General features: G+C 70.7%; 20 protein-coding genes. 10 read left to right on the top strand and 10 right to left on the bottom strand.

Annotation, left to right across the window (positions count from 1 at the left end; all coding sequences use genetic code 11):
* Positions 1 to 29: 29 nt before the first annotated feature.
* On the top strand, positions 30 to 635 hold the full coding sequence (locus Q9R20_RS00175; protein ID WP_311247455.1) for a D-alanyl-D-alanine carboxypeptidase family protein: 606 nt from the start codon (positions 30 to 32) through the stop codon (positions 633 to 635).
* 48 nt (positions 636 to 683) lie between these two features.
* On the opposite strand, the gene Q9R20_RS00170 is transcribed toward Q9R20_RS00175, so the two are convergent.
* From Q9R20_RS00170 to Q9R20_RS00160, 3 genes are all read right to left on the bottom strand, one after another.
* Positions 684 to 1,868, bottom strand: coding sequence for an acyl-CoA desaturase (locus tag Q9R20_RS00170; protein ID WP_311247454.1), 1,185 nt, complete (start codon positions 1,866 to 1,868; stop codon positions 684 to 686).
* A 155-nt stretch (positions 1,869 to 2,023) separates the two neighbouring features.
* A complete protein-coding gene (locus tag Q9R20_RS00165; protein WP_013583139.1) occupies positions 2,024 to 2,227 on the bottom strand; it encodes a cold-shock protein in 204 nt (67 codons plus the stop codon).
* 16 nt (positions 2,228 to 2,243) lie between these two features.
* Positions 2,244 to 2,528 carry a hypothetical protein gene (locus Q9R20_RS00160; RefSeq protein ID WP_311247453.1) on the bottom strand — a complete coding sequence of 95 codons (285 nt, stop codon included), beginning with the start codon at positions 2,526 to 2,528 and terminating at the stop codon, positions 2,244 to 2,246.
* A gap of 229 nt (positions 2,529 to 2,757) precedes the next feature.
* On the opposite strand from Q9R20_RS00160, the gene Q9R20_RS00155 reads away from it, so the two are divergent.
* Positions 2,758 to 3,111 (top strand): biopolymer transporter Tol, encoded by a 354-nt coding sequence (locus tag Q9R20_RS00155; protein ID WP_311247452.1) that lies wholly within the window; start codon positions 2,758 to 2,760, stop codon positions 3,109 to 3,111.
* Positions 3,112 to 3,161: 50 nt separating this feature from the next.
* Complete coding sequence (locus tag Q9R20_RS00150) at positions 3,162 to 3,653, top strand: pyridoxamine 5'-phosphate oxidase family protein (protein ID WP_311247451.1); 492 nt, start codon at positions 3,162 to 3,164, stop codon at positions 3,651 to 3,653.
* Between the two features lie 37 nt (positions 3,654 to 3,690).
* On the opposite strand, the gene Q9R20_RS00145 is transcribed toward Q9R20_RS00150, so the two are convergent.
* Complete coding sequence (locus tag Q9R20_RS00145; RefSeq protein ID WP_311247450.1) at positions 3,691 to 3,822, bottom strand: hypothetical protein; 132 nt, start codon at positions 3,820 to 3,822, stop codon at positions 3,691 to 3,693.
* A gap of 112 nt (positions 3,823 to 3,934) precedes the next feature.
* Here Q9R20_RS00145 and Q9R20_RS00140 point away from each other — a divergent pair, with 112 nt between their 5' ends.
* Together Q9R20_RS00140 and Q9R20_RS00135 are read left to right on the top strand one after the other, a co-directional pair.
* Positions 3,935 to 4,090, top strand: a complete 156-nt coding sequence (locus tag Q9R20_RS00140) for a DUF2256 domain-containing protein (protein WP_150951372.1) — start codon at positions 3,935 to 3,937, stop codon at positions 4,088 to 4,090.
* Positions 4,087 to 5,526 carry a cryptochrome/photolyase family protein gene (locus tag Q9R20_RS00135; protein ID WP_311247449.1) on the top strand — a complete coding sequence of 480 codons (1,440 nt, stop codon included), beginning with the start codon at positions 4,087 to 4,089 and terminating at the stop codon, positions 5,524 to 5,526. The genes Q9R20_RS00140 and Q9R20_RS00135 overlap by 4 nt, the downstream gene beginning before the upstream one ends.
* A gap of 128 nt (positions 5,527 to 5,654) precedes the next feature.
* On the opposite strand, the gene Q9R20_RS00130 is transcribed toward Q9R20_RS00135, so the two are convergent.
* Positions 5,655 to 5,870 (bottom strand): DUF2945 domain-containing protein, encoded by a 216-nt coding sequence (locus tag Q9R20_RS00130; protein WP_311247448.1) that lies wholly within the window; start codon positions 5,868 to 5,870, stop codon positions 5,655 to 5,657.
* A gap of 179 nt (positions 5,871 to 6,049) precedes the next feature.
* Between Q9R20_RS00130 and Q9R20_RS00125 the strand changes: the two genes are divergently transcribed.
* A complete protein-coding gene (locus Q9R20_RS00125) occupies positions 6,050 to 7,579 on the top strand; it encodes a catalase (RefSeq protein ID WP_311247447.1) in 1,530 nt (509 codons plus the stop codon).
* 208 nt (positions 7,580 to 7,787) lie between these two features.
* Here Q9R20_RS00125 and Q9R20_RS00120 read toward each other — a convergent pair whose 3' ends face one another.
* The 3 genes from Q9R20_RS00120 to Q9R20_RS00110 are packed head-to-tail and all read right to left on the bottom strand — an operon-like array spanning position 7,788 to position 9,951.
* Positions 7,788 to 8,375 carry a hypothetical protein gene (locus Q9R20_RS00120; RefSeq protein WP_311247446.1) on the bottom strand — a complete coding sequence of 196 codons (588 nt, stop codon included), beginning with the start codon at positions 8,373 to 8,375 and terminating at the stop codon, positions 7,788 to 7,790.
* Positions 8,372 to 9,205, bottom strand: coding sequence for an endonuclease/exonuclease/phosphatase family protein (locus Q9R20_RS00115; protein WP_311247445.1), 834 nt, complete (start codon positions 9,203 to 9,205; stop codon positions 8,372 to 8,374). The genes Q9R20_RS00120 and Q9R20_RS00115 overlap by 4 nt, the downstream gene beginning before the upstream one ends.
* The gene (locus Q9R20_RS00110) at positions 9,202 to 9,951 is read right to left on the bottom strand and encodes a glycosyltransferase family A protein (RefSeq protein ID WP_311247444.1); all 750 of its coding nucleotides are present in this window, start codon (positions 9,949 to 9,951) and stop codon (positions 9,202 to 9,204) included. The genes Q9R20_RS00115 and Q9R20_RS00110 overlap by 4 nt, the downstream gene beginning before the upstream one ends.
* A 111-nt stretch (positions 9,952 to 10,062) precedes the next feature.
* Between Q9R20_RS00110 and Q9R20_RS00105 the strand changes: the two genes are divergently transcribed.
* From Q9R20_RS00105 to Q9R20_RS00095, 3 genes are read left to right on the top strand one after another with little or no spacing between them, the layout of a single operon-like run.
* Positions 10,063 to 10,800, top strand: a complete 738-nt coding sequence (locus Q9R20_RS00105) for a sulfurtransferase (protein WP_311247443.1) — start codon at positions 10,063 to 10,065, stop codon at positions 10,798 to 10,800.
* 1 nt (position 10,801) lies between these two features.
* The gene (locus Q9R20_RS00100; RefSeq protein WP_311247442.1) at positions 10,802 to 11,755 is read left to right on the top strand and encodes a membrane dipeptidase; all 954 of its coding nucleotides are present in this window, start codon (positions 10,802 to 10,804) and stop codon (positions 11,753 to 11,755) included.
* Positions 11,752 to 12,249 carry a GNAT family N-acetyltransferase gene (locus Q9R20_RS00095; RefSeq protein WP_311247441.1) on the top strand — a complete coding sequence of 166 codons (498 nt, stop codon included), beginning with the start codon at positions 11,752 to 11,754 and terminating at the stop codon, positions 12,247 to 12,249. Before Q9R20_RS00100 ends, Q9R20_RS00095 begins: the two co-directional genes overlap by 4 nt.
* A gap of 6 nt (positions 12,250 to 12,255) precedes the next feature.
* Here the strand turns inward: Q9R20_RS00095 and Q9R20_RS00090 are convergent, their stop codons facing one another.
* Both Q9R20_RS00090 and Q9R20_RS00085 read right to left on the bottom strand, forming a co-directional pair.
* A complete protein-coding gene (locus tag Q9R20_RS00090; protein WP_311247439.1) occupies positions 12,256 to 13,488 on the bottom strand; it encodes an NAD(P)/FAD-dependent oxidoreductase in 1,233 nt (410 codons plus the stop codon).
* A gap of 49 nt (positions 13,489 to 13,537) precedes the next feature.
* Positions 13,538 to 13,888, bottom strand: coding sequence for an ArsR/SmtB family transcription factor (locus tag Q9R20_RS00085; protein WP_396653647.1), 351 nt, complete (start codon positions 13,886 to 13,888; stop codon positions 13,538 to 13,540).
* Positions 13,889 to 13,988: 100 nt separating this feature from the next.
* Here Q9R20_RS00085 and Q9R20_RS00080 point away from each other — a divergent pair, with 100 nt between their 5' ends.
* Positions 13,989 to 14,396, top strand: coding sequence for a heat-shock protein HtpX (locus tag Q9R20_RS00080; RefSeq protein ID WP_311247438.1), 408 nt, complete (start codon positions 13,989 to 13,991; stop codon positions 14,394 to 14,396).

Raw genomic sequence — 14,396 nt, 5'->3', positions numbered from 1 at the left:
GGCAACGTCGCCCCCGCTGGGCTGGGCGCATGGCATCCTCGGCACCCCGCATCGAATCCCCGTCCCGTCGTCGCGCCGTCTTCCTGGTGGTCGCGGCGGGGCTCGCCGTCGTCCTCACCGGAGCGGCGATGCTCCTCGCGACGGGGACGGCGTCGTCGTTCACGGCGGGGATGACCGCACACGCGCCGTTCGCACCGACCGAGGCCGACGGCATGATCCCCTCCGACGCACCGCTCACCGTCGACGACGACCGGCACCCTGCCATGACGGGTCTCGACGGCGAGCTGCGGGACGCCCTGCGCGCGGCGCAGGCGGCCGCGACCGTCGACGGGATCGTGTTCGACGTCACCAGCGGGTGGCGCAGCGCCGACTATCAGCGGTGGTTGCTGGGCGACGCGATCCGCACGTACGGTTCCGAGGCGATCGCCCGGCAGTACGTCGCCTCGCCGGAGGGGTCGAGCCACGTCACCGGCCACGCGGTCGACATCGGTTCGCTCGCGGCCCAGCTGTGGATCATCGACCACGGGCGCGAGTGGGGCCTGTGCCAGACGTACGCCAACGAACGATGGCACGTCGAGAAGGCCACGGATGCCGGAGGGACGTGCCCGGAGCCGAAGGCCGACGCGCGCGGGTGAACGACGACGGCGCCGCCCCCGAGGGGAGCGGCGCCGTCGGATGCGGGGCTATTCGACGTTCAGCTGTCGCGTCGGGGAGGTCAGCGGGCAGTCGAACGGGTCGCGGGCGGCCAGGCCCACGCGGTTCAGGTAGGCGATCACGATCGCGTACGACTGGAACAGCGTCGTCTCGACGTAGGGGACGCCGAGCGTGTCGCAGTGCTCGCGCACGATCAGCCGGGCGCGGCTGAGGTGCGGGCGCGGCATGTTCGGGAACAGGTGGTGCTCGACCTGGTAGTTGAGCCCGCCCATGAGCCAGGTGGCCCACCATCCGCCCGAGACGTTGCGGGAGGTGCGCACCTGCTTGCTGAAGAAGTCGAGCTTGGCTCCCTCGGCGATGACGGGCATGCCCTTGTGGTTGGGGGCGAAGGAGGCGCCCATGTACACGCCGAAGACGGCGACCGAGACGCCGAAAAAGGCGAACGCCAGGCCGACGGGCAGGAAGATGAAGATGGGCGCGATGAAGATCGCGTGGCGCAGCGCCAGCAGGCCGAGCTCGGTCCAGCGGCCCTTGATGGGCTCGCGCGAGAACAGGTGGCGCATGGCGAGCACGTAGAGGTTGATGCCCTCGAGCGTCAGCAGGGGGAAGAACAGGTACCCCTGGCGCTGGGTGATCCACTTCTGCACACCGCGGGCCTTCGCGGCGTCGACGTCGAGGAACGAGATGGTGTCGATCTCGATGTCGGGGTCTTTGCCGACGCGGTTGGGGTTGGCGTGGTGGCGCGTGTGCTTCGAGGCCCACCACGACCGGCTCATGCCCACGACGCCATTGCCGATCAGCAGCCCGAGGCGGTCGTTCGCCGGGCCCGACGCGAAGATCTGCCGGTGCGCGGCCTCGTGCGCGAGGAAGGCGACCTGGGTGAAGAGGATGCCGAGGGCGGCGGCGATGAACAGCTGGAACCAGCTGTCGCCGAGCAGGATGAAGCCGGTGATGCACCCGGCGAAGCCGAGCGCGATCGCGATGGCCACACCGAGGTAGAAGCCCGGGGTGCGAACGAGCAGCCCGCTCTCGCGGACGACCTGGGACAGCTCTGTGTAGGCCTTCGCGATCGGGGGGAATTCTTTGGTGCCGGAGTAGGTCTGACGAACGGGGCCGAGACGGGACTCGACGATGGTGGAGGCGATGGACGTGCTCCTCGGGTGGGGGTGACCGGGGTCGGGAGCCGAGGCGGCTACCCGGGCTGCGGCCCACATTACGGGTCGCTGTATGGATGACCCGGAATACATCCACATGTGCAGAAGCCTCACGGGAAACGGACACCTCGACGACCTCTGGAGCAGCTTAGAACGACGAAAGCCGGGGCGCCGCCGAAGCGACGCACCCGGCTTCCGCGGTGCGTGAGCGAAGCTTAGAGGGGGCGGATGTTCGCCGCCTGCATGCCCTTGGGGCCCTGCTCGGCGTCGAACTCGACCTTCTGCGCTTCCGTGAGCTCCTTGAAGCCGTTGCCCTGGATCGCGCTGAAGTGCGCGAACAGGTCGGCGGAGCCGTCGTCGGGAGCAATGAAGCCGTAGCCCTTTTCGGAGTTGAACCATTTCACGGTGCCAGTGGCCATCGTGTTCTTCCTTTATTCATGTTGGGCCGCACGTGCGGCCGTTGGCGCCGCTCCGACGCGTGCGGAGCGGACGGGGACGCCGCGTCACCGTGGTGGTGGCGCGTACGCGATGCCCGTCGACGGCGGCCTGGGCCGCACCGACGGACGTGTGGATGCCGAGGTTCTCGCCGAGCGGACCCTGGGCTTCGTAGCCCGAGGTGCCCGCGCCGACGAAACCGGCATAGTCGGATCCGGCCGTCGCGACATAGACGTCGAGATCGGCCTGGCGCCACGAGAGCGGCGAAGGGTGAAGCAGAGACACGAGAACTTTCCGCGAGTGCGAGGCGAGGACCGGAGCCGTCGAGCGACGCACGCGATGGTGTGAGGAGGGTTTGCTGTCGGAAACGGCTCGGCGCCGTGCGCCCGGCATCTCAACGATGAGGCGGGCGTCGATGAAGCAAGTCCCAGAACGAATACGGCCACGCTAGCACGGATGACTCGACGACGCCCGGGAGATTTCCCGAGCGTGCGGGAACGGGTGCACTGGGGTGATGGCATCCGCCGAGGACGAGGCTGGGGACGACGAGCGCTGGCTGGTCATCGACGGTCGGCGATGGCGCCGGACGGACCCGGCCCTCCCCGAGGACCTCGCGGCGCGCCTGCGGTCTCATCTCGGCCGCGCGCGCTCCGCGGTGCGCGTGGCGAAGAAGGGCGATGACGACGAGGCGGTGGCCGCGGCCCGTCGACGTGTGGGTGTCGCGAAGCACGGCCTGGGGGAGCGGGGCCCGCGATGGTGGGACGACGAGGTGGGGGCCCGGATAGGCCGGGCCCGGGCGGCGCTCGAGGAACTGGACCGTCTCGCGCCGCCGGAGAGAGCAGACGGTGCGGCGGACGTCAACACGTAGCGCCGGAGCCGGGCGCGCGGTTCGCTGAGGGTCCCAACCGAAGGAGTCTCATGTCCACCTCCGCGTCCGAGCTCGACACGCTCAACGATCTGCTCAAGAAGTTCCGTTTCGCCATGGTCACCACCCGCGCCGAGGACGGCGCCCTGCATGCGCACCCGCTGACGGTGCAGGAGCGGGAGTCCGACGGCGACCTGTGGTTCATCGTCGGCACGCACGCCTCCGCCGTCGAGCACGTGCGACGCGACCCGAAGGTCGGGCTGTCGTTCAGCTCCGACAGCACCTGGCTCTCGCTCGCCGGCGAGGCCGAGGTGGTCGACGATCTCGCGAAGCTCAAGGAGCTGTGGTCGACGAGCGTCGAGGCGTGGTTCCCCGACGGACCCGAGTCGCCGGGGGTGACGCTGCTGCGCGTGAACGCGCTGAGCGGTGAGTACTGGGGGAGCGCCGGTGGACGGCTCGCGACGGCCATCGCGCTGGTGACCTCCAAGGTCACGGGGGACCGGCCGAAGGGCGGGGAGAACGAGAAGTTCGACCTGCCGGGGTGACGTTGCGCCGGGCCCCGAGCGCGGGGCCCGGCGGAACTCACCCGCCCGACGGGTTGTCGACGGGAGCGTCGCCGTCGTCGGTGGTCTCGGGGATCGTGGGAGCGTCGGCGGTCTCGAGCTCGTCGGGATCGTCGGCGGTGTCGTTCGTGCGGTCCGGTGCGGTGTCCATGCCGCCACCCGACCACGCCGGGGCCGCGCGCCGCGCGGGCCTTGCGCGAACCGGGTCGGCGTGCCAGCGCAAGCCCCCGGATGCCGCCCCGGCGCTTTGCGACGATGACGACATGTCACGACCCGAGGTGCGCTCCAAGCCCTGCGCGTATTGCGGACGCCCGTTCACCGACCGCAAGCGCTGGAGCGGGCGCGACCAGTGGGACCAGGTGCTGTACTGCTCGCGCGGGTGCCGCGCGAACGCCGCCAAGCAGAGGCGGCGCGCATGAAGGCCGCGCTGATCCTCGCGACGCAGCAGTTCGCTGAGCACCCTGCTTTCTCCGACGACGACGTCGAGGAGTTCTTCTTCATCGAGTCGGCGCCCCGGTGGCGCAAGCTCCCGTACCACAGCCACAAGATCGTGCTGCTGACCTCGGCGATGCGGCACACCGCCGCGCGCCTCGAGGCCGATGGCAGGACCGTCCGCCGCGTCTCCCTCGACGACGACCTGACCTTCCGGACCGGGCTCGAGAAGCTGCTGACGAAGCACCGGGTGACCGAGCTGACGTGGATGAGCGACCCCAACCGCCCGGTCGACGAGCGGATCGCCCGCATCTGCCAGGCGCACGACGTCGACACCGATGTGCTCCCGGACGGTCTGTTCCTCACCCCCGAAGAAGACGTCGACGGCTGGTTCGCGGAGCATCCGACGCCGCTCATGGAGGACTTCTACCACTGGCAGCGCCGTCGCACCGGCATCCTGATGGACGGGGGCAAGCCCGCGGGGCGCCGCTGGAACTTCGACGCCGACAACCGCAAGCCGCTGCCGAAGAAGGGCGTGGACATCCCGCCCCTGCCGCGGCTCGAGCACGACGACATCACCCGCGCGGTCATCGCCGAGGTCGACGAGCTGTTCCCCGACCACCCGGGCAAGGCGGAGGAGTTCTGGCTCCCGGTGACCCCAGAGGAATCACGCGACTGGCTCGACGTCTTCGTCGCCGAGCGTCTGCACGATTTCGGTCGCTATGAGGACGCGATGAAGGCCGACGAGCCGTTCCTCTTCCACGCGATCATCTCGCCGATGCTGAACATCGGGCTGCTCACCGTGGAGGACGTGGTCGCCGCAGCCACCCGCACCGATGCGCCCCTGGCATCCGTCGAGGGGTTCATCCGCCAGGTGATCGGCTGGCGGGAGTACATGCGCGGCATGTACCGCGCGCACCCGAAGCTCGAGCACGTCAACGCGCTGCATCTCGACAAGCGCATCCAGAAGTACTGGTACTCGGGGGAGCGGATGCCGAGCGACCTGCCGATCCCCGTGCGCACCGTGCTGGAGCGCGTCCACCGCTGGGGCTACGCGCACCACATCGAGCGGCTCATGGTGCTGGGCAACTGGTTCCTGCTGCAGGGATACGCGCCGCGGCAGGTGAACGCGTGGTTCCTCGCGCTGTTCGTCGACGCCTATGACTGGGTGATGGTGCCGAATGTCATGGGCATGAGCCAGTTCGCCGACGGCGGCTTCGTCGCGACCAAGCCCTATGTCTCGGGAGGGGCGTATCTGCAGAAGATGGGGTCGTGGTGGCCCTCGGCTCAGGATGCCAAAGACTCGGTCTTCACGGACGCGTACTGGGAGTTCCTCGAGCGGAACGAGGACGTGCTGGCCGGCAACCACCGCCTGGGGCTGGCGCTCGCGCAGATGCGCAAGCGGCGCGACGCGAAGAAGTAGCGCCGAGCCTCGGGGCTGAGGTGGCTGAGCCTGTCGAAGCCACCGGGGGCGTGTGACGCCCGGTCCCTTCGACAGGCTCAGGGACCTCTGCGTGAGCGGCCGCTGAGCCTGTCGAAGCGTCCCGGGTCTCAGCTCTTCAGCTTGTTCAGCGCCGAACCCTTGTGGGCGGCCTTCGAGCCCGACTTCTCCGACTTCACGATGTAGGCCGGGTCGTCCTCGGATGCCGTGAACTTCTGCCCGTCGTGCTGGAAGTCCTTCGGCTTCTTCTCCACGACCTCGCCCTGGGTCTTGCCCTGCGGGGTGTCCCAGCTGACGCGGTCGCCCTTCGACAGATCCTTCGACATGTTCGTTCCTCTCGTTGGTCCCGCCATGCTGTCGAGGCCCGGCGGGACGCTCCGGGGGATTGACACGGTCGGGGGCCTACGTGGTCGAGACCGAAAGCGCAATGCCTCCGCGATGTCGGAGCCCCCGCCTAGCGTCGAAGTGGGCCTTTCGTTTCCCGGCCCACGACGTGAGGAGAGCCATGACCGAGCCGACCACCACGAACGGCGGAGCACCCGTCGCCAGCGACGAGCATTCCCAGAGCGTCGGGGCCGACGGCTCCATCGCGCTCACCGATCATTACCTCATCGAGAAGCTCGCGCAGTTCAACCGCGAGCGCGTCCCCGAGCGCGTCGTGCACGCCAAGGGCGGCGGCGCGTTCGGCACGTTCCGTACCACGGGCGACGTGTCGGCGTACACGCGGGCGGCACTATTCCAGCCGGGCGTCGAGACCGAGATGCTCGCACGCTTCTCGTCCGTCGCGGGCGAGCAGGGCAGCCCCGACACGTGGCGCGACCCCCGGGGCTTCTCGCTGAAGTTCTACACGACCGAGGGCAACTACGACCTCGTCGGCAACAACACCCCCGTCTTCTTCGTGAAGGACGGCATCAAATTCCCCGACTTCATCCGCTCGCAGAAGCGCCTCCCGGGCAGCCACCTGCGCGACAACACGATGCAGTGGGACTTCTGGACGCTGTCGCCCGAGAGCGCCCACCAGGTCACCTGGCTCATGGGTGACCGCGGCATCCCGGCGTCCTGGCGCCACATGAACGGGTACGGCTCGCACACGTACCAGTGGATCAACGCCGAGGGCGAGCGGTTCTGGGTCAAGTATCACTTCCACACCGACCTCGGTCACAAGACCCTCACGCAGGACGAGGCCGACCAGATCGCCGGTCAGGACGCCGACTTCCACATCCGCGACCTGTACGCGGCGATCGAGCGGGGCGAGTTCCCCACCTGGACGCTCAAGGTCCAGATCATGCCGTACGAGGACGCCAAGACCTACCGCTTCAACCCGTTCGATCTGACGAAGGTGTGGCCGCACAGCGACTACCCCGAGATCGAGGTCGGCACGATGGAGCTCAACCGCAACCCGGGCAACTACTTCGCCGAGATCGAGCAGGCGGCCTTCGAGCCGTCGAACTTCGTTCCCGGGATCGACGGCAGCCCCGACAAGATGCTGCAGGCCCGCATCTTCAGCTACGCCGACGCCCACCGTTACCGCGTGGGGACGAACTACCAGCAGCTGCCGGTGAACCGCCCGCACTCCGAGGTGCACTCGTACTCGAAGGAAGGCGCGATGCGCTACGAGTACAACCCGCCGGAGGTGCCGGTGTACGCCCCGAACTCGATCGGCGGCCCCGCGGCCGACCCGCGTCGCGCGGGCGACGGCGGATGGCACAGCGACGGCGAGCTCGTGCGCTCGGCGGCGACCCTGCACCCCGAGGACGACGATTGGGGTCAGGCCGGAGCGCTCGTGCGCGAGGTCATGTCGGCCGAGGAGCGCGACCGTCTCGTCGAGACGATCACCGGGCACGTCGGGGGAGTGACGCGCGCCGACGTGCGCGATCGTGCCGTGCAGTACTGGAAGAACGTGGACGCCGAGATCGGCTCCCGCGTCGAGGCCGGGCTCCCGCCGCTCGAGGGCACCACGGCGCCCGGCGAGCAGCTCAGCGAGCCGAACCCCGACGGCGACCTCGTCGGGCGCGACGTGGCGGGGCGCGTCTGATCACAGCGTGAGCGGGCCGGCGGCATCCGTGTTGCGGGTGTCGCCGGCTCCGGCCGGTCGTCGGCACGCCGTGCGTCGGCTCCGGCCGGGCGAGGGACCGCGTGCCGGTGAGGCGGAGCCACGACCGAGGCGCCGTCTCGCAACCGCGCGACGCCGCCCGCTGCGTCAGCGCAGCGCCCGCCACCGGGTACTCCAGCGCCGTGACCGGCTACAGCGCCGCGCGGTCCGCGCGCGTCAGCGAGAAGCGGGATGCCAGGACCCCGGCGATCAGCGCGCCCGCGCCGCCCGCGATCATGTCGCCGATGGTGTCGTCGTAGGTGACGAAGATCGCGTCGGTGATGAAGCGGTAGCCGAACCACTCGACCATCTCCCATACGGCGCTGAGCGCGAGCCCCGCCATGGTGGCGACGATGATCGGCGTGCGGCGGCAGCGCGTCGGCTCGATGACGCGCGCGTCGTCGAGGAGCACGAGTGCGACGGCGGCGAGCACCCCGGTGCAGACCAGGTGCACCACGAGGTCCCACCCCGTCCACGCGCGGTACAGGTCGATCACGTTGCTGCCCGCGGCCACGAACACGGTCACGCAGGTGACGAGGTCGAGGCCCGAGCGCAGCCCGATCATGCGCGAGAGCATCACCGCGGGCAGCGACATCGACAGCACGGCGACATCGGTGAACGGCAGGGCGAACAGCGACACGATCACCACGACGATGGCCACGGCCCGCACGGCATCGGCCAGCCAGTCGGTCGCACCGCGCGGCGGCCGCTTGAGGTTGGCGTACATCGCGCCGATCATGGCGACACCTTCGGGTGGATGCGCATCACGGCCTGCACGGGCAGGTGGTCGCTCGGCCACTGCGTCCCGGTCGGGCGCGGGTCGATGCCCACGGCTCTCACCCCCACGTCGGGGGTCGCGAGCAGGGCGTCGATGCGTCGGGCGCCGACCTTGGGTGCGGCGTAGTTGTTGAAGGTGCCCCACTCGGCGGTGCGGCGGGCGGGGGCGTACGACCACGTGTCGACCAGCAGTCCGTCCGCGAACATGGCCGACAGCTCGCCGGAGCGCACGTGCGCGTTGACGTCGGCCGTGAACAGCAGGGGCCGTTCGCGCCGGGCGACGAGATCGTGCAGCCAGGACGCGGATCGGCGGCGGGCGCGGCGCGAGAACGCGTCGAAGTGCGTATTCACGAAGGTGAACCGCGCGTCCGTGGCGAGATCGCGCAGCTGCGCGATGACCGCGATGCGCGGAATGGTGTTGCCCCACCCCGTCGAGCCGGGGACCTCGGGGGTGTCGGAGAGGGCGACCTGCTCCCAGTCCTCGACCTCGATCCGGTCCCGGTCGTAGAAGAGCGGAGTACCCTCGCCGTCGCGGCGGGGTCCGCGCCCGAGGCCGATCCGCCCGTAGTCCGAGCCGAGCGAGCTCTGCACCCACTGCGCCTGGTCGGGCATCGCCTCCTGCGTGCCCAGCAGGTGCGGCTTGTTGGCGGAGAGGAACGTGCGCAGCCGCTCCTTGCGCATCGGCCACCGGTCGGCGGGCGGCCACGTGATCCGGTCGAAGCGGCGGCGGATGTTGAAGCTCATCACGTGCAGCTCGGGCGGCTCGACGTCCGGGAACAGGATGCCGGTCATGAGCGCCCCCGCAGACCCCGACGCACCCACCGCGCCGGGGGGATGTCCGCCGGCCAGTGCGCGAACACCGTGCCCGCGCCGCGGCGGAAGCATCGCGCGAACCGGCGCGGCTCGACCGTCCGTGAGGAGACGCGCATGTGCGCGCCCGACACCCGGGCGATGCGATGCCGCCGGCCGAGGTGGTAGGCGAGATCGAGGTCGTCGTGGAGCTCGGGATCGAGGTGCACCTCGCCGCGGACGTCCTCCCACGCGCGCCGGCGGAACGCCATGTTCGATCCCCACAGCGGCGTGTGCCCGAGCGCCGGGGTGGCGAAGGCGGCGTAGGTGCCGAGGAACAGCCGGGCCATCGCCACGCGCCGACCCGCGGGGCCGTCATGGAACACGGCGCCGCCGGTCACGGCATCCACGTCCGGGTCCTCCAGCGCCTCGACCATGCTCTGCACCCACGTCGGCGATGGAAGGCTGTCGGCGTCGAGGCGGAGGACGAGGTCGCCGCGCGCGGCGTCGTAGCCCGCGGCCGCCGCGGCGGGGATGCCGCGCTCGCCGCAGAACACCACGCGCGCGCTGGCCGCCCGGGCGACCGCTGCGCTGTCGTCGGCCGAGGCGTTGTCGACGACGACGATCTCGGTCGGAGCGAGCGTCTGCACCGAGAGCGCCTGCAGGCACCGCTGCAGGTGGGCGCCGTCGTCGCGGCAGGGGATGACGACGGAGACGGTGACGGCCGGCATCGCGGGGCCTTGGGGCACGCTTCCTCCCGAGGACGAGTCCTCCCACGCTAGGCGATGGGCGGCGAACGTTTCCCGGCTTGACGCCTGCGCCGTCGGTCGACAGCGCAGGGCTTTCGTATCGTGGATGCCATGGCATCCGTCCTCAACGTCTCGGCGTACCTGTTCACGCGCATCGACGACCCCGCGTCCCTGCGGCCGGTCCTGCGCGAGCGTGCGAGCGAGGCGGGGCTGCGCGGGACGATCCTGCTGGCCGAGGAGGGCGTCAACCTGTTCCTGGCCGGGGAGGCTACCGCCGTGCGCGACTTCCTCGACGAGCTGCGCGTGGACGAGCGGTTCCGCGCGCTCGCGGCTAAGGAGAGCTGGTCGGACGAGGTGCCCTTCGGCAGACTCCTCGTCAAGGTCAAGAGCGAGATCATCCGCATGGACCGCCCGGCCGTGCGCCCGCAGGACGGCCGAGCCCCCGCGGTCAGCCCCGATACGCTCCGCCGCTGGCTCGACCGGGGAGCCGACGACGACGGCCGCGAGGTGGTGCTCGTCGATACCCGCAACGCGTTCGAGGTCGACTACGGCACGTTCGTCGGCGCGAGGGATTGGCGGATCGAGAGGTTCACGCAATTCCCGGATGCCGCGGACTCCCACCGCGACGAGCTCGAGGGCAAGACGGTGGTGAGCTTCTGCACGGGTGGGATCCGCTGTGAGAAGGCGGCGCTGCACCTGCGCGCGCAGGGCGTCGACGCGTACCAGCTCGACGGCGGGATCCTCGGCTGGTTCGAGGCGCAGGGCGGGGCGCACTGGAGCGGCGACTGCTTCGTGTTCGACGGTCGTGAGGCGCTCGATCCCGCGCTCGCCGCGCGCGCCGGGGCCTGACGTGCTCTGGGACCAGCACGCCTGCGTCGAGCTCGTCGAGACCGCCGACCTCGGCGACCTGCGGCGCTATCGCGCGGCCGGCGGAGGCTTCGTCTCGGTCAACGTCGGTTACTCCCCGCATACGCCGGAGCTCACGGCATCCCTCCTGCGGTCCTTCCGCGCCCAGGTCGACGCGGCGGACGGGCTGGAGCTGGCCGCGACGGTCACCGACATCGACCGCATCGCCGCTCGGGGTGACACCGCCGTCGCCTTCGACCTCGAAGACAGCGGGCCGCTCGGCGGCGACCTCGGTGCCGTGGCCGCCCTCGTCGCGCAGGGGGTGCGCACCCTCGGCCCGGTTTACAACCACGCCAATCGCGCGGGCGGCGGGTGTCTCGACGCGACCGACGACGGACTGACCAGGTGGGGCCGCGATCTCGTCGCCGAGCTGAACGCGCGCGGGATGGTTCCCGACGGCTCGCACGTCGGTGCGCGCACGACGCTCGACATGTGCGCGGTGTCGACCCGGCCCGTGGTGTTCAGCCACTCGAACATGCGCGCCGTGTGGGAGCACCCCCGCAACATCACGGACGATCAGGCGCGCGCGGCGGCCGAGACCGGCGGCGTGGTGGGCATCACGGGCGTGGGCATCTTCCTCGGGCCCAACACCCCGACGCTCGAGGCGATGGTCCGCCATCTCGACCACGCCGTCGACGTCGTCGGCATCGACCACGTGGGGGTGAGCACCGACTTCTCGTTCGACGGGGACACCTTCCGCGAGGAGATCGTCCGCACGCCCGAGCTCTACGACGACAGCTACACCCGGTGGGGCCTGCTGAAGTGGATGCCGCCCGAGACCTTCGTCCGGCTCGGCGCGGCGCTCGCCGCGCGAGGATGGAACGACACCGACGTCGCCGCCGTGCTGGGCGGCAACTTCCGCCGCGTCGCGGCCGAGAGCTGGGAGCCCCTGACATGACCGACCTGCAAGACGGCGCCCTCCTCCGCCCCGCGCGAGCGGGAGACGAGGGAGGCATCCTCGCGTGCATCCAGGCTCTCGCCGACTACGAGCGGGAACCGGATGCCGTCGACAACACCGCCGAGATGATCGCCGGGACGCTGTTCGGTGACGACCCGCGCGCGTTCGCCTTCGTCGTGGAGAAGGAGGGGGAGATCCGCGCCATCGCGATCTGGTTCCTCACGTACTCGACCTGGACCGGCCGCCACGGCATCTGGCTCGAAGACCTCTACGTGCACCAGCAGTACCGCTCGAACGGCTACGGCGTCGCCCTGCTGGCCGCGCTCGCCGCGGAGTGCCTCGCCAAGGGGTATCCGCGACTGGAGTGGACCGTGCTCGACTGGAACGAGCCCGCGATCGGTTTCTACCGCGCGCTCGGTGCCGAGGCGATGGAGGAGTGGACCACGCGACGGGTCACCGGCGAGGCGCTGACGGCGTTGGCGGCGCGGGGGTAGCGCCGCTCATCGCGCCAGGTCGGCCAGCACCGCCTCCGCCGCCCGCTGCCCCGAGACGAGGGCGCCCTGGATCGATGCGGTGTCGCGGTGATCGCCCGCGACGTATCGGCCGTCATCCAGACGGACGGGGCGACGAAGACGCAGCGGCGGGTCCTGCGCGGGGAGGGCCGCGGCGATGTCATCGCGACGCAACAGGCGCCACGGCCGGGTGTCGGCATCCCAGATCTCGGCGAGTTGTCGACGGATGCCGGCCTCCGACGCCTCCGTGGGCATCACGCACGTGGCCTGGATGAGGTGCTGCCCGCGCGGGGCGTAGGTCGGGGCCGTGTTCGTCATGACGGCCGTGTTGGCGATCGGCCCGCTCCGGCGCCCGTCCACGCGCAGAGCCGCGTCGGGAGAGGGTGCCTCGTCGGCGGCGAACCACCACGTCTGCAGGCCGCGCGGGCGCGGGAGGGGAATGTCGAGTGCGGGATCGAGCCCCGTGGTGACGACGATCGTCCGCGCGGTCACCGCCTCCCGCCCCTCCACGCCGAGGTGCCAGCCGCGGGCCCGGCGACGGCTCGACACCACCCGGTGACCGAGGCGGATGCCGGCTCCCGCGCGGCGCGCGGTGTCGGCGAGCTGGGCGGGGAGCGCACCGATGCCGGCGGCGGGGACCCCCGGTCGCCCGAGGGCGAAGCTGCGCACGAGCAGGCGCACGAAGGCGTCGCTCGTCTCCTGCCGGTCGTCGGCGATGACCCCCGACAAGAACGGCTCGAGCACCGCCTCACGCAGAGGGCCGCGCAGACCGGCGCGATCCCAGCCTTCCTCCAGCGCGACGCCGCCCCTCTTCGCGGCCCGAGCAGACAGGAGCGCGGGGCCGACCCAGCGAGCGAGCGCGGCGAGATCCGACGGACGAACGAGGCCGCTGCGCACCGTCTCGCCGATCGAGCCGGGGTGGCGCAGCGGGTGCGCGAGGCGCGCGAGCCGGTCCTCGAGCCGCACGCCGACCGCCACCGGGAAGCGTCGTAGCGCGAGGGCGTCGACGTCGACCCAGCGCCGCACGGCGGGGTAGGCGGGATTGAGCACGTGGAAGCCGAGGTCGAGGCGGAACCCGTCGACGATGTCGGTGCGTTCGCGCCCGCCGACCGCGTCGTGCGCCTCGAGGACGACAACGTCGCGTCCGTCTTCGGCCAGCCGGGTCGCGGCGCGCAGTCCCGCGAGTCCTGCTCCCACCACGACGACGTCGTACTCGCTCATGCAGCGAGCCTAAGCAGCAGGACAGCCGAGGCGCCCGGGGTTGCGGGGGTCAGCGAAGCGGCGCGATCGCCGCCGCGACGCGGTCGAGCGCTCCGGGCACGAGCGAGAAGTAGGCCCAGGTGCCGCGCTTCTCGCGGTTGAGGATGCCGGCATCCACCAGCACCTTCGTGTGGTGCGACACCGTCGGTTGCGACAGGCCGAGAGGCTCCTGCAGGTCGCACGCGCACGTGGCGCCGGCGTCCTGGGCGGCGATGATCGACACGATCCGCAGGCGAGCGGGATCGGCGAGCGCCTTCAGCGTCCTCGCGAGCGTCTCCGCCTCAGCCGGCGCCATCGCGGCGTCACCCGAGGAGACGCAGCAGGCAGCGTCGAGCACGGGGAGGGCGGTTCCAGGGGTCATGGCATCCATCATCGCCTTCGCATCGATGAACGTCAATATTGACGGATGTCGATGTGTTGAGTCATGCTGTTCCCGTTCGTCCCGACCCGAAGGAACCCTCATGTCCGCCACCGCCACGATCCTTTTCGTCTGCGTCCACAACGCCGGTCGCTCCCAGATGGCCGCCGGATACGCACGAGCCCTGGGAGGCGACCGCGTCCACGTGCTGTCGGGCGGGAGCGCTCCGGGTGACGCCCTGAACGCCATGGCCGTCGCCGCCATGGCGGAGGAGGGCATCGACATCAGCGCCGAGGTCCCCCAGCTTCTGCTCACCGAGGACGTACGCGCGTCCGACGCGGTCATCACGATGGGCTGCGGCGACGCGTGCCCGATCTTCCCGGGCAAGCGGTACGAGGATTGGGAACTGACCGATCCCGCGGGCAGGGGGCTCGACGAGGTGCGCCCGATCCGCGACGACATAAAGGCGCGCGTCATCATGCTGCTGCGCGAGCTGGGGGTCGACGCGTGA

The sequence above is a fragment of the Microbacterium sp. PRF11 genome, from assembly GCF_031844085.1.
Taxonomy (GTDB): domain Bacteria; phylum Actinomycetota; class Actinomycetes; order Actinomycetales; family Microbacteriaceae; genus Microbacterium.
The sequence above is the reverse complement of the archived record's forward strand: the minus strand, read 5'-3'. Positions and strand labels throughout refer to the sequence as shown.

Excerpts from the sequence above, each read along its gene's own strand:
- Q9R20_RS00170 (WP_311247454.1), bottom strand. The coding sequence starts at position 1,868 with ATGTGGGCCGCAGCCCGGGTAGCCGCCTCGGCTCCCGACCCCGGTCAC.
- Q9R20_RS00155 (WP_311247452.1), top strand. The coding sequence starts at position 2,758 with ATGGCATCCGCCGAGGACGAGGCTGGGGACGACGAGCGCTGGCTGGTC.
- Q9R20_RS00125 (WP_311247447.1), top strand. The coding sequence starts at position 6,050 with ATGACCGAGCCGACCACCACGAACGGCGGAGCACCCGTCGCCAGCGAC.
- Q9R20_RS00095 (WP_311247441.1), top strand. The coding sequence starts at position 11,752 with ATGACCGACCTGCAAGACGGCGCCCTCCTCCGCCCCGCGCGAGCGGGA.
- Q9R20_RS00135 (WP_311247449.1), top strand. The coding sequence starts at position 4,087 with ATGAAGGCCGCGCTGATCCTCGCGACGCAGCAGTTCGCTGAGCACCCT.
- Q9R20_RS00145 (WP_311247450.1), bottom strand. The coding sequence starts at position 3,822 with ATGGACACCGCACCGGACCGCACGAACGACACCGCCGACGATCCCGAC.
- Q9R20_RS00105 (WP_311247443.1), top strand. The coding sequence starts at position 10,063 with ATGGCATCCGTCCTCAACGTCTCGGCGTACCTGTTCACGCGCATCGAC.
- Q9R20_RS00165 (WP_013583139.1), bottom strand. The coding sequence starts at position 2,227 with ATGGCCACTGGCACCGTGAAATGGTTCAACTCCGAAAAGGGCTACGGC.
- Q9R20_RS00115 (WP_311247445.1), bottom strand. The coding sequence starts at position 9,205 with ATGACCGGCATCCTGTTCCCGGACGTCGAGCCGCCCGAGCTGCACGTG.
- Q9R20_RS00085 (WP_396653647.1), bottom strand. The coding sequence starts at position 13,888 with ATGACCCCTGGAACCGCCCTCCCCGTGCTCGACGCTGCCTGCTGCGTC.
- Q9R20_RS00140 (WP_150951372.1), top strand. The coding sequence starts at position 3,935 with ATGTCACGACCCGAGGTGCGCTCCAAGCCCTGCGCGTATTGCGGACGC.
- Q9R20_RS00090 (WP_311247439.1), bottom strand. The coding sequence starts at position 13,488 with ATGAGCGAGTACGACGTCGTCGTGGTGGGAGCAGGACTCGCGGGACTG.
- Q9R20_RS00120 (WP_311247446.1), bottom strand. The coding sequence starts at position 8,375 with ATGATCGGCGCGATGTACGCCAACCTCAAGCGGCCGCCGCGCGGTGCG.
- Q9R20_RS00080 (WP_311247438.1), top strand. The coding sequence starts at position 13,989 with ATGTCCGCCACCGCCACGATCCTTTTCGTCTGCGTCCACAACGCCGGT.
- Q9R20_RS00150 (WP_311247451.1), top strand. The coding sequence starts at position 3,162 with ATGTCCACCTCCGCGTCCGAGCTCGACACGCTCAACGATCTGCTCAAG.
- Q9R20_RS00130 (WP_311247448.1), bottom strand. The coding sequence starts at position 5,870 with ATGTCGAAGGATCTGTCGAAGGGCGACCGCGTCAGCTGGGACACCCCG.
- Q9R20_RS00175 (WP_311247455.1), top strand. The coding sequence starts at position 30 with ATGGCATCCTCGGCACCCCGCATCGAATCCCCGTCCCGTCGTCGCGCC.